This window comes from Klebsiella sp. 1SOBk10mer (assembly GCF_046602535.1).
Taxonomy (GTDB): Bacteria; Pseudomonadota; Gammaproteobacteria; order Enterobacterales; family Enterobacteriaceae; genus Klebsiella; species Klebsiella quasipneumoniae.
The window spans coordinates 242,107-253,812 of record NZ_JBKIUP010000004.1; the positions used below are offsets into that span (position 1 = coordinate 242,107).

Below are 11,706 nucleotides of genomic sequence, written 5' to 3' on the forward strand. Positions count from 1 at the left end.
GAAATGATGAAACGTAGTGCAATAGTGGTCGCGCTGGCCTTTGGCCTGATGGCGCAGGGGGCGATGGCGAAAACGCTGAATGTGGTAAGCAGTTTTTCAGTGCTGGGTGATATGGTGCAGCAGGTTGGCGGGGAGCATGTCCATGTGGATACCCTGGTCGGCCCGGATGGCGATCCGCACACCTTCGAGCCGTCGCCGAAGGATAGCGCGCTGCTCAGCAAGGCCGACGTGGTGGTGGTTAACGGCCTGGGACTGGAAGGCTGGCTGGATCGCCTGATTAAGGCCTCTGGTTTTAAGGGCGAGCTGGTGGTGGCGTCGAAGGGCGTCAAGACCCATACCCTCGATGAAGACGGCAAAACGGTGACCGATCCCCACGCCTGGAACAGCGCAGCGAACGGCGCATTGTATGCGCAGAATATCCTCGATGGTCTGGTGAAAGCCGACCCGGAAGATAAAGCGGCGTTGACCAGCAGCGGCAAGCGCTATATCGACCAGCTGACGGCCCTCGACGGCTGGGCTAAAGGGCAGTTCAGCGCCATTCCGCTGGCCAAGCGCAAGGTCCTGACCAGCCATGACGCTTTCGGCTATTTTGGCCGCGCTTATCACGTAACCTTCCTCGCGCCGCAGGGGCTCTCTTCAGAGAGCGAGGCCAGCGCGGCGCAGGTGGCGGCGCTGATTAAGCAAATCAACGCGGACGGCGTCCATACCTGGTTTATGGAGAACCAGCTTGACCCGCGGCTGGTGAAGCAGATTGCCAGCGCCACCGGCGCGCAGCCCGGCGGAGAACTCTATCCTGAGGCGCTCTCCGCCCCGGGGGGCGTCGCGGATAGCTATGTCAAAATGATGCGTCATAACGTGGCGCTGATCGCCGCCAGCATGAAGTAAGCGTGCGATTTCTCATCCCGGCGCCGCCGGGATGATTCATTTTGGATGTCCCCTCGTAAATTCCACACCTCGTCCCCATATCTCTGTGGAAAGTGCTATCTTTGATGGCCTCTTTATCCGGAGCAAAGCGGGGCGATAATGACCGATTCAGAATTAATGCAGCTAAGCGAGAAGGTCGGCCGGGCGCTGCAGGCGCAGGGCGCGACGGTGACCACGGCGGAATCCTGCACCGGTGGCTGGATAGCGAAAGCCATCACCGATATTGCCGGCAGCTCAGCGTGGTTTGAACGCGGTTTTGTGACTTACAGCAACGAGGCCAAATCGCAAATGATCGGCGTCAGCGAAGCGACGCTGCGGGACAACGGCGCGGTGAGCGAACCGGTGGTGGTGGAGATGGCGATCGGCGCGTTGCGCGCCGCGCGCGCGGACTATGCCATCTCGGTTAGCGGCGTCGCCGGGCCGGATGGCGGCAGCGACGAAAAGCCGGTCGGGACGGTGTGGTTTGGCGTCGCCAGCGTTAGCGGGCAAGGGGTGACGCGGCGGGAATGCTTTGCCGGAGACCGCGAAGCGGTACGTCGTCAGGCGACGGCCTACGCGCTCAATCTGCTCTGGCAACAATTTCTACAAAAGACTTGATACTGTATGACCATACAGTATAATTGCCTCAACTGAACAAATATTAACGGCGAAGCGAACACGCTTCACCCTGCATGATTAGGAGTAACAATGGCGATCGACGAAAACAAACAGAAAGCGTTGGCGGCTGCACTGGGCCAGATCGAAAAGCAATTCGGTAAAGGCTCCATCATGCGCCTGGGTGAAGACCGTTCTATGGACGTAGAAACCATCTCCACCGGCTCGCTTTCTCTGGATATCGCGCTGGGCGCCGGCGGTCTGCCAATGGGCCGTATCGTCGAGATCTACGGGCCGGAATCCTCCGGTAAAACCACCCTGACGCTGCAGGTTATCGCCGCAGCGCAGCGCGAAGGTAAAACCTGTGCGTTCATCGATGCGGAACACGCGCTGGATCCGGTCTATGCGCGCAAGCTGGGCGTGGATATCGACAACCTGCTGTGTTCTCAGCCGGATACCGGCGAGCAGGCGCTGGAAATCTGTGACGCGCTGGCGCGCTCCGGCGCGGTTGACGTTATCGTCGTCGACTCCGTCGCGGCGCTGACGCCGAAAGCGGAAATCGAAGGCGAAATCGGCGACTCTCACATGGGCCTCGCGGCGCGTATGATGAGCCAGGCGATGCGTAAACTGGCGGGTAACCTGAAGCAGTCCAACACGCTGCTGATCTTTATCAACCAGATCCGTATGAAAATCGGCGTGATGTTCGGTAACCCGGAAACCACCACCGGCGGTAATGCGCTGAAGTTCTACGCCTCCGTGCGTCTGGATATCCGTCGCATCGGCGCGGTGAAAGAGGGCGACAACGTCGTCGGTAGCGAAACCCGCGTCAAAGTGGTGAAGAACAAGATTGCGGCGCCGTTCAAACAGGCTGAATTCCAGATCCTCTACGGCGAAGGCATCAACTTCTTCGGCGAGCTGGTTGACCTCGGCGTGAAAGAGAAGCTGATTGAGAAAGCGGGCGCCTGGTACAGCTACAACGGCGACAAAATTGGTCAGGGCAAAGCGAACGCTATCACCTGGCTGAAAGAGAACCCGGCGGCGGCGAAAGAGATTGAGAAGAAAGTGCGCGAACTGCTGCTCAACAACCAGGACTCTACGCCGGACTTCGCCGTTGACGGCAACGATGCAGAAGAAACGGAACAAGATTTCTGATATCGTCTAACAGAGTGATAAAGGGCTGCTTATGCGGCCCTTTTGCTTTTCTTAGATTATTGAGGTGCCTGTGACTGAACCTTCATCACGCCGCTCCGGCTACGCCCGCCTGCTGGACCGCGCTATCCGCATTCTGGCGATGCGCGACCACAGCGAACAGGAGCTGCGGCGCAAACTGGCTGCTCCGGTAATGAGCAAAAACGGCCCCGAGGCGCTGGACGTCACCCCTGAAGAGCTGGAGCAGGTGGTTGCCTGGTGTATCGAAAACCGTTATCTCGACGATAATCGTTTTGTCGGCCAGTTCATCGCCAGCCGGAGCCGCAAAGGCTATGGCCCCGCGCGCATTCGTCAGGAGCTCAGCCAGAAAGGCATTGCGCGCCAGGCCGTGGAGCAGGCGATGCGCGAATGCGATATCGACTGGGTGAGCCTTGCCAGGGCGCAGGCGCAGCGTAAATACGGTGAACCGTTACCCTCCGCCTTTGCTGAAAAAGTGAAAATCCAGAGATTCCTGCTGTACCGTGGCTACCTGATGGAAGATATCCAGGAAATCTGGCGAAATTTTGCAGATTGACCCATCCGGGATTTTACTTCGCCGTAAAGAAAACTTATCTTATTCCCACTTTATTCCGTCGGGCCGCTGGTTGTGACAGTGCAGGCAGCGTCCTGGGCGATTATTCCTTTACACAAAATCATTCAAGCTGCATCAGGGCGGCAAGAGAGACTATCTTCCGCAACGCACGTCAGTTCGGTGCCGGAAGAGCAAGCGCAGCCAGGACAGAGGCGACTTGAAGGATGACGTGTAGCTTGATTTCAGGATAATTATGAGCAAGAGCACCGCTGAGATCCGTCAGGCGTTTCTCGACTTTTTCCATAGCAAGGGACATCAGGTAGTTGCCAGCAGCTCCCTGGTGCCGCACAACGATCCGACCCTGCTGTTTACCAACGCAGGGATGAACCAGTTCAAGGATGTCTTCCTTGGTCTCGACAAACGTAATTATTCGCGTGCGACCACCGCGCAGCGTTGCGTGCGTGCGGGTGGTAAACACAACGATCTGGAAAACGTCGGTTACACCGCGCGTCACCACACCTTCTTTGAAATGCTGGGCAACTTTAGCTTCGGCGACTACTTCAAGCAGGATGCCATCAAATACGCGTGGGAGCTGCTGACCGGTGAGAACTGGTTCGCGCTGCCGAAAGAGAAGCTGTGGGTCACCGTTTACGAGACCGATGACGAAGCATACGACATCTGGGCCAATGAAGTAGGCGTCCCGCGCGAGCGAATCATCCGCATCGGCGACAACAAAGGCGCGCCGTTTGCTTCAGACAACTTCTGGCAGATGGGCGACACCGGTCCGTGCGGTCCGTGCACCGAGATTTTCTTCGACCATGGCGATCACATCTGGGGCGGCCCTCCGGGAAGTCCGGAAGAAGACGGCGACCGCTACATTGAGATCTGGAACATCGTCTTCATGCAGTTCAACCGTCAGGCTGACGGTACCATGGAGCCGCTGCCGAAGCCGTCCGTCGACACCGGTATGGGCCTGGAGCGTATTGCCGCGGTGCTGCAGCACGTTAACTCAAACTATGACATCGACCTGTTCCGCGATCTGATCGCCAGCGTGGCGAAAGTCACCGGCGCCACCGATCTGACGAACAAGTCGCTGCGCGTTATTGCCGACCACATTCGCTCCTGCGCCTTCCTGATCGCTGACGGCGTAATCCCGTCGAATGAAAACCGCGGCTATGTGCTGCGCCGCATCATTCGCCGCGCGATCCGTCACGGCAACATGCTGGGCGCGAAGGATACCTTCTTCTGGAAACTGGTTGCCCCGCTGATCGCCGTGATGGGCTCCGCCGGCGAAGAACTGAAGCAGCAGCAGGCTCAGGTTGAGCAGGTGCTGAAAACCGAAGAAGAGCAGTTCGCCCGTACTCTGGAGCGCGGACTGGCGCTGCTGGATGAAGAGCTGTCGAAGCTGAAAGGCGACACCCTGGATGGCGAAACCGCCTTCCGTCTGTACGACACCTACGGCTTCCCGGTCGACCTGACCGCGGACGTCTGCCGCGAGCGCAACATCAAGGTTGACGAAGCCGGCTTTGAGGCCGCCATGGAAGAGCAGCGCCGTCGCGCGCGCGAGTCCAGCGGTTTCGGCGCTGACTATAACGCGATGATCCGCGTTGACGGCGCCTCTGAATTTAAAGGTTACGATCATCTGGAGCTGAACGGCAAAGTGACTGCGCTGTTCATCGATGGCAAAGCGGTGGATAGCGTCAGCGCGGGTCAGGAAGCGGTAGTGATCCTCGACCAGACCCCGTTCTATGCGGAGTCCGGCGGCCAGGTGGGCGATAAAGGCGAACTGAAAGGCGCGGGCTTCTCCTTCGCGGTCAGCGACACGCAGAAGTACGGCCAGGCCATTGGTCATATCGGTAAAGTCGCCAGCGGCTCCCTGAAAGTGGGCGACGCGGTGCAGGCCGATGTGGACGAGGCTCGCCGTCAGCGTATCCGCCTGAACCACTCCGCGACGCACCTGATGCACGCGGCGCTGCGCCAGGTGCTCGGCACCCATGTGGCGCAGAAAGGCTCGCTGGTCAACGATAAAGCGCTGCGCTTTGACTTCTCGCATTTCGAAGCGATGAAGCCGGAAGAGATTCGTGCAGTGGAAGATCTGGTCAACGCGCAGATCCGTCGTAACCTGGCTATCGAAACCAACATTATGGATATCGATGCCGCGCGCGCATCCGGCGCGATGGCGCTGTTCGGCGAGAAATACGATGACCGCGTCCGCGTGCTGCGGATGGGCGACTTCTCCACCGAACTGTGCGGCGGGACTCACGCGGCGCGTACCGGTGATATCGGCCTGTTCCGTATCACGTCTGAGTCCGGTACCGCCGCTGGCGTGCGCCGTATCGAAGCGGTGACCGGTGAGGGCGCGATGGCCATGCTGCACGCGCAGAGCGATCAGCTCAGCGATATCGCACAGCTGCTGAAGGGCGACAGCCACAATCTCGGCGAGAAAGTTCGCGCCGCGCTGGAGCGTACCCGTCAGCTGGAAAAAGAGCTGCAGCAGCTGAAAGAGCAGGCTGCGGCGCAGGAGAGCGCAAACCTCTCCAGCAAAGCGGAAGAGATTAACGGCGTTAAGCTGCTGGTCAGCGAGCTGGCCGGCGTGGAGCCGAAGATGCTGCGCACCATGGTTGACGATCTGAAGAACCAGCTGGGTTCGACGGTTGTGGTGTTGGCTACGGTCGCAGACGGTAAAGTTTCCCTGATTGCCGGTGTGTCTAAGGATGTGACAGATCGCGTCAAGGCTGGGGAGCTGGTTGGTATGGTCGCTCAGCAGGTGGGCGGTAAAGGGGGCGGTCGTCCGGATATGGCGCAGGCCGGTGGTACCGATGCGTCTGCTCTCCCTGCAGCGTTAGCCAGTGTGAAAGGCTGGGTCAGCGCAAAACTGTAATAACTATAAACGCATATACCCTAAATAATTCGAGTTGCAGGAAGGCGGCGACACAGCGAATCCCCAGGAGCTTACTCAAGTAAGTGACTGGGGTGAGCGAGGAAAACCAACACACATGCAACTTGAAGTATGGCGGGTTTAGGTGCCGTAACCTCAGGGAAATGGCACCTTGCGCGAGAAACACCGATAACGATAAAGTCGGGTTGAAATTGTGTATATCGGCTAAACTTAGGTTTAACAGAATGTGATGCCATGACTGCTTATACCGTAAGGTATTTGTCATTGCTTACTTTTTGGCGTTATATGATGGATAATGCCGGGATACGAGAGACCCGACTCTTTTAATCTTTCAAGGAGCAAAGAATGCTGATTCTGACTCGTCGAGTTGGTGAGACCCTCATGATTGGAGATGAGGTCACTGTGACAGTTTTAGGGGTGAAGGGTAACCAGGTTCGTATTGGCGTAAACGCCCCTAAAGAAGTATCTGTACACCGTGAAGAGATCTACCAGCGTATTCAGGCTGAAAAATCCCAGCAGTCCAGTTACTAAGGTTTCCGCGCCTCGCTGTTCAGTGAGGCGCATCACTTATCGCCGCTTTTTCCCTTTTTCTGTTTCTTCCCCCTGCACCATACCGCTTTTCATTACCCTTTGCCGCTTTGGTTGTTTGACATTATGCCAGCGTCAGGGCTGATTTCCTGTTGATAAATTGCCCTTTTTGCCGTTTTTGCACGCGAATTGCGTGCGAAGTGTGCAAACGAAAAAAGGTCTCGAAAAAGTGTTTGACTTATAAGTACCAGAAAGTAATATGTGCGCCATCGCAGCGACGAAGAGCAGAAACAAGTTCTTCGAAGCACTCGAAAGAGGCGTGTGTGGTGAGGTGGCCGAGAGGCTGAAGGCGCTCCCCTGCTAAGGGAGTATGCGGTCAAAAGCTGCATCCGGGGTTCGAATCCCCGCCTCACCGCCATTTTGCATCCGTAGCTCAGCTGGATAGAGTACTCGGCTACGAACCGAGCGGTCGGAGGTTCGAATCCTCCCGGATGCACCATCTTCTTTCTGAATTAAGAGAGAAGCGCGCTGTGAAAGCAGCGGCCCGCAGTGCGAGGCATAATCGAGTCACTCTACCGATTAGACCGTCATACTCAGTGTGGCATGTGTTAGTTGTGACACTGACGCGTAGTAAAGCAAGTTTCCCGATGCATCCGTAGCTCAGCTGGATAGAGTACTCGGCTACGAACCGAGCGGTCGGAGGTTCGAATCCTCCCGGATGCACCATTCTTTAACAAGAATGGCAAATCGCGAAATTTGATATCAGAATTACTGCAGTAATCCCGATGCATCCGTAGCTCAGCTGGATAGAGTACTCGGCTACGAACCGAGCGGTCGGAGGTTCGAATCCTCCCGGATGCACCATATTCTCCTTAGTAACAGCAACATTGTTGTTATCTGGTTTGCGAAACCATCGTAAGTGCCAGGAGAGTAACCCCGCAGTAAAATAGCTTTCCCGATGCATCCGTAGCTCAGCTGGATAGAGTACTCGGCTACGAACCGAGCGGTCGGAGGTTCGAATCCTCCCGGATGCACCATATTCTCCTTAATAACAGCGACGATGTTGTTACATAGGCTGCGAAATTATCGCAGCACCCGTTCTGAATGCATCATCTTCACTCTTCTCTCACCATCCCGATAACCGCGTTTCCCATCGCCAGTTTCATCCTGACTTTTTTATTGGCAAGCCGCGCTTTCCACTATAATTTATCCTTGTATATCAGCGTTATCAGGCTGAGATAAATGCAAGGAGAGAAATCCATGAAATGGTTCAAAGCAATACCTGCTTTTTGCGCAACGCTGCTGGTGGCGACTGCCCTCGCTGGCTGTGCGGGATCGGCTACAAAGGAGAGTACGGGCGGCTATATTGACGATACCGTGGTGACCACCAAGGTGAAAACGGCGCTCTTTAACGATAAAGACATCAAGTCCTCTGAAATCAGCGTCCAGACCTTTAAAGGCCGCGTCCAACTGAGCGGATTTGTCTCCTCCGCGGAAAGCGCTAAACGGGCGGTGGAAGTCACCCGTCGGGTGCAGGGCGTGCGAATGGTCGAAAACGATCTGCGAATTAAATAAGGCCGCCTATCCGGTCTGATGCCTGAAGGCGCCTGTGGGCGCCTTTGTCGTCTGCGCCGCTGGCCGCGACAACGACCGGCTTTTGCGTTACAGTAACCATTCATTAACCGGTTGGTGAGAAGACGATGTACGAAGGTTACGCAGGACTGATCTTTGATATGGATGGCACTATCCTCGATACCGAGCCGACCCATCGTCAGGCATGGAATGAGGTGCTGGGCCGCTACGGTATGCGTTTCGACGAACAGGCGATGGTTGCCCTCAATGGCTCACCGACCTGGCGGATTGCCCAGGCGATTATTGAACTCAACCAGGCGGATCTCGATCCACATCGCCTGGCGCAGGAAAAAACCCTGGCCGTTAAGGCGATGCTGCTGGACAGCGTACGTCCATTGCCGCTGATCGAGGTGGTCAAGGCGTGGCACGGCCGTCGCCCGATGTCGGTCGGCACCGGTAGCGAAAGCGCCGTCGCCGAAGCGCTGCTGGCGCACCTGGGCCTGCGTCATTACTTCTCCGCGGTGGTGGCGGCCGATCATGTGGTCAACCATAAACCCGCGCCCGATACCTTCCTGCTGTGCGCCGAGCGCATGGGCGTCGCGCCGGAAAAATGCGTGGTCTTCGAAGATGCCGACTTTGGTCTGCAGGCGGCGAAGCGCGCGGGAATGGACGCTGTAGACGTGCGTTTGCTGTGAGCGATGCGCTGTCACTCCTCTCGCTGTTTGCCAGTAGCTTTTTAAGCGCCACGCTGCTTCCCGGCAATTCGGAGGTTGTGCTGGTGGCTATGCTACTTGCGGGGGTCAGTCATCCGTGGTGGTTAGTATTAATAGCAACAATCGGCAATAGCCTTGGAGGGGTAACTAACGTTATTCTGGGGCGCCTGTTTCCGCTGCGCAAAACCTCGCGCTGGCAGGAGCGGGCGGCCGGCTGGCTTAAGCGCTACGGCGCGGTCACGCTGTTACTGAGCTGGGCGCCGGTTGTCGGCGATTTACTGTGTTTGCTGGCGGGATGGATGCGCATTTCCTGGGGACCGGTACTCTTTTTCTTATGCCTTGGTAAGGCGCTGCGCTATATCGTCATTGCAGCAGCGACGCTTCAGGGCATGACGTGGTGGCACTAATTGGACTGATAGTTCATCCATTACAATTATGCTTATTCAAACGATTTCGACAGGCGGGAGGTCAAATTGATCCCGGACGTATCACAGGCGCTGGCCTGGCTGGAAAAACATCCGCAGGCTCTGCAGGGTATTCAACGTGGTCTGGAGCGGGAAACGCTGCGCGTGAACGCAGACGGCACCCTTGCAACGACCGGTCACCCTCCGGCGTTAGGCTCAGCGCTGACGCATAAATGGATTACCACCGATTTTGCCGAAGCTTTACTTGAGTTCATTACGCCAGTAGATGGCGATATTGAGCATATGCTGACCTTTATGCGCGATGTCCATCGCTATACCGCGCGTCAGATCGGTGATGAGCGGATGTGGCCGCTGAGTATGCCATGCTATATCGCCCCCGGTCAGGATATTGAGCTGGCGCAGTACGGCACCTCTAACGTGGGGCGCCTGAAAACGCTATATCGCGAGGGGCTGAAGAACCGCTATGGCGCGCTGATGCAGACTATCTCCGGCGTGCACTATAACTTCTCCCTACCGATGGCCTTCTGGCAGGCGAAGTGCGGTGTGGAAGACGCTGAGAGTGGTAAAGAGGCCATTTCGGCAGGCTATTTCCGCACGATTCGTAACTACTATCGCTTTGGCTGGGTGATCCCGTATCTGTTCGGCGCCTCGCCGGCGATTTGCGCTTCGTTCCTGCAAGGAAAGCCGACGACGCTGCCCTTTGAGGAGACGGGCAACGGCATGTATTACTTGCCGTACGCCACCTCGCTGCGCCTCAGCGACCTTGGTTATACCAATAAGTCGCAAAGCAATCTCGGAATTACGTTTAACGATCTGCACGAGTATGTGGCAGGATTGAAGCGCGCGATTAAAACGCCGTCGGAAGAGTACGCCAAAATCGGGCTGGAAAAAGACGGTAAGTATCTGCAGATCAACAGCAATATCCTGCAGATTGAAAACGAACTCTATGCGCCGATCCGCCCGAAACGCGTCACCCGTCGGGGCGAAACCCCGTCCGATGCGCTGTTGCGCGGTGGTATTGAGTATATCGAAGTGCGTTCGCTGGATATCAATCCGTTCTCGCCGATCGGCGTTGACGCCCAGCAGGTGCGTTTCCTCGACCTGTTTATGGTCTGGTGCGCGCTGGCCGACGCGCCGGAGATGAGCAGCGATGAGCTGCTGTGCACCCGCACCAACTGGAATCGGGTGATTCTGGAAGGGCGTAAGCCGGGCTTAACGTTGGGCATCGGCTGCGAAAGCGCGCAGTTCCCGCTGGCGCAGGTGGGTAAAGATCTGTTCCGCGATTTACGCCGTGTAGCGCAGACGCTGGACAGCATTCACGGCGGCGAGGCCTATCAACAGGTCTGCGATGAGCTGCTGGCCTGTTTTGACGATCCGGAATTAACCTTCTCAGCCCGCATTCTGCGTTCTATGATTGAAGAAGGGATTGGTGGAACCGGCCGTGCGCTGGCCGATCGTTACCGGACCCAGCTGCGTGAAGAGCCGCTGGAGATCCTGAGCGAAGAAGATTTCATCGCCGAGCGTGACGCGTCGGTGGCGCGACAGAAGAAAATAGAAGCGGAAGACAGCGAGCCGTTTGAGGCGCTGTTGGCGCGGCACGCGTAGCGGTCGAAGCGCTGGAAAAGAAAAAGGCCACATCACTGTGGCCAAACTTTCATCTCTGATTCAGGGATGATGATGATAATAAATGCGCGTCTTTCATATACTGAGACTCGCGGCTGAACAAAGAGTTCATTTTATTTTAAAAAAATTCACTCCCGGAGGTGACGAATGCCGTTGTTAGATAGTTTCACAGTCGACCATACCCGAATGGAAGCCCCAGCGGTGCGTGTCGCGAAGAAAATGAACACGCCGCATGGCGATGAAATCACCGTATTCGATCTGCGCTTCTGCGTGCCGAACCAGGAAGTGATGCCGGAGCGCGGTATCCACACCCTCGAGCACCTGTTCGCCGGCTTTATGCGCGATCACCTGAACGGGAATGGCGTGGAAATTATCGACATTTCGCCGATGGGCTGCCGCACCGGGTTCTATATGAGCCTGATTGGTACGCCGGACGAGCAGCGCGTCGCCGACGCCTGGAAAGCGGCGATGGCCGACGTGCTGAAGGTGAAAGATCAGAACCAGATCCCGGAGCTGAACGTCTACCAGTGCGGGACCTACACCATGCACTCGCTGGAAGAGGCGCAGGAGATCGCTCGTCATATCATCGAGCGCGATGTGCGCATCAACAGCAACGACGAACTGGCGTTGCCGAAAGAAAAACTGCAGGAACTGCACATCTAGTGCTTCCGCCGCGGCCCGACGCCTGTCGCCGGGCCGCTTTCCCGA

Annotated in this window: 11 protein-coding genes and 5 tRNA genes; all 16 read left to right on the top strand. The window is 56.8% G+C overall.

The window, feature by feature from the left end:
* Nucleotides 1–6: 6 nt before the first annotated feature.
* The 16 genes from ACLH1I_RS13520 (at nt 7) to luxS (ending at nt 11,661) form a co-directional block, all read left to right on the top strand.
* Nucleotides 7–885, top strand: a complete 879-nt coding sequence (locus tag ACLH1I_RS13520) for a metal ABC transporter substrate-binding protein (protein WP_004205683.1) — start codon at nt 7–9, stop codon at nt 883–885.
* Between the two features lie 138 nt (nt 886–1,023).
* Nucleotides 1,024–1,521, top strand: a complete 498-nt coding sequence (gene pncC, locus ACLH1I_RS13525) for a nicotinamide-nucleotide amidase (protein ID WP_004205685.1) — start codon at nt 1,024–1,026, stop codon at nt 1,519–1,521.
* A 90-nt stretch (nt 1,522–1,611) separates the two neighbouring features.
* On the top strand, nt 1,612–2,670 hold the full coding sequence (recA, locus tag ACLH1I_RS13530; protein WP_004205686.1) for a recombinase RecA: 1,059 nt from the start codon (nt 1,612–1,614) through the stop codon (nt 2,668–2,670).
* Between the two features lie 70 nt (nt 2,671–2,740).
* Entirely contained in the window at nt 2,741–3,241 is a 501-nt protein-coding gene (recX, locus tag ACLH1I_RS13535) for a recombination regulator RecX (RefSeq protein WP_004205687.1), read from the top strand.
* 250 nt (nt 3,242–3,491) lie between these two features.
* Nucleotides 3,492–6,119, top strand: a complete 2,628-nt coding sequence (gene alaS, locus ACLH1I_RS13540) for an alanine--tRNA ligase (protein ID WP_048325458.1) — start codon at nt 3,492–3,494, stop codon at nt 6,117–6,119.
* Nucleotides 6,120–6,482: 363 nt separating this feature from the next.
* Entirely contained in the window at nt 6,483–6,668 is a 186-nt protein-coding gene (gene csrA, locus ACLH1I_RS13545) for a carbon storage regulator CsrA (RefSeq protein ID WP_000906486.1), read from the top strand.
* Between the two features lie 322 nt (nt 6,669–6,990).
* Nucleotides 6,991–7,083: transfer RNA gene (locus ACLH1I_RS13550), tRNA-Ser, on the top strand.
* 4 nt (nt 7,084–7,087) lie between these two features.
* A tRNA-Arg gene (locus ACLH1I_RS13555) sits at nt 7,088–7,164 on the top strand.
* A 150-nt stretch (nt 7,165–7,314) separates the two neighbouring features.
* Nucleotides 7,315–7,391: transfer RNA gene (locus ACLH1I_RS13560), tRNA-Arg, on the top strand.
* 61 nt (nt 7,392–7,452) lie between these two features.
* Nucleotides 7,453–7,529 (top strand) — tRNA-Arg (locus tag ACLH1I_RS13565).
* Nucleotides 7,530–7,625: 96 nt separating this feature from the next.
* Nucleotides 7,626–7,702: transfer RNA gene (locus ACLH1I_RS13570), tRNA-Arg, on the top strand.
* A 223-nt stretch (nt 7,703–7,925) separates the two neighbouring features.
* On the top strand, nt 7,926–8,240 hold the full coding sequence (locus ACLH1I_RS13575; RefSeq protein ID WP_004205689.1) for a BON domain-containing protein: 315 nt from the start codon (nt 7,926–7,928) through the stop codon (nt 8,238–8,240).
* Nucleotides 8,241–8,365: 125 nt separating this feature from the next.
* Nucleotides 8,366–8,932 (top strand): fructose-1-phosphate/6-phosphogluconate phosphatase, encoded by a 567-nt coding sequence (yqaB, locus tag ACLH1I_RS13580; RefSeq protein ID WP_004205690.1) that lies wholly within the window; start codon nt 8,366–8,368, stop codon nt 8,930–8,932.
* Entirely contained in the window at nt 8,929–9,357 is a 429-nt protein-coding gene (locus tag ACLH1I_RS13585) for a YqaA family protein (RefSeq protein WP_004205691.1), read from the top strand. Before yqaB ends, ACLH1I_RS13585 begins: the two co-directional genes overlap by 4 nt.
* Before the next feature lie 66 nt (nt 9,358–9,423).
* Complete coding sequence (gene gshA, locus ACLH1I_RS13590; RefSeq protein ID WP_049116493.1) at nt 9,424–10,980, top strand: glutamate--cysteine ligase; 1,557 nt, start codon at nt 9,424–9,426, stop codon at nt 10,978–10,980.
* A 165-nt stretch (nt 10,981–11,145) separates the two neighbouring features.
* Nucleotides 11,146–11,661 carry an S-ribosylhomocysteine lyase gene (gene luxS, locus ACLH1I_RS13595; RefSeq protein WP_004205694.1) on the top strand — a complete coding sequence of 172 codons (516 nt, stop codon included), beginning with the start codon at nt 11,146–11,148 and terminating at the stop codon, nt 11,659–11,661.
* The last annotated feature ends 45 nt before the right edge of the window (nt 11,662–11,706 follow it).

Excerpts from the sequence above, each read along its gene's own strand:
- pncC (WP_004205685.1), top strand. The coding sequence starts at position 1,024 with ATGACCGATTCAGAATTAATGCAGCTAAGCGAGAAGGTCGGCCGGGCG.
- recA (WP_004205686.1), top strand. The coding sequence starts at position 1,612 with ATGGCGATCGACGAAAACAAACAGAAAGCGTTGGCGGCTGCACTGGGC.
- ACLH1I_RS13520 (WP_004205683.1), top strand. The coding sequence starts at position 7 with ATGAAACGTAGTGCAATAGTGGTCGCGCTGGCCTTTGGCCTGATGGCG.
- csrA (WP_000906486.1), top strand. The coding sequence starts at position 6,483 with ATGCTGATTCTGACTCGTCGAGTTGGTGAGACCCTCATGATTGGAGAT.
- ACLH1I_RS13575 (WP_004205689.1), top strand. The coding sequence starts at position 7,926 with ATGAAATGGTTCAAAGCAATACCTGCTTTTTGCGCAACGCTGCTGGTG.
- alaS (WP_048325458.1), top strand. The coding sequence starts at position 3,492 with ATGAGCAAGAGCACCGCTGAGATCCGTCAGGCGTTTCTCGACTTTTTC.
- luxS (WP_004205694.1), top strand. The coding sequence starts at position 11,146 with ATGCCGTTGTTAGATAGTTTCACAGTCGACCATACCCGAATGGAAGCC.
- yqaB (WP_004205690.1), top strand. The coding sequence starts at position 8,366 with ATGTACGAAGGTTACGCAGGACTGATCTTTGATATGGATGGCACTATC.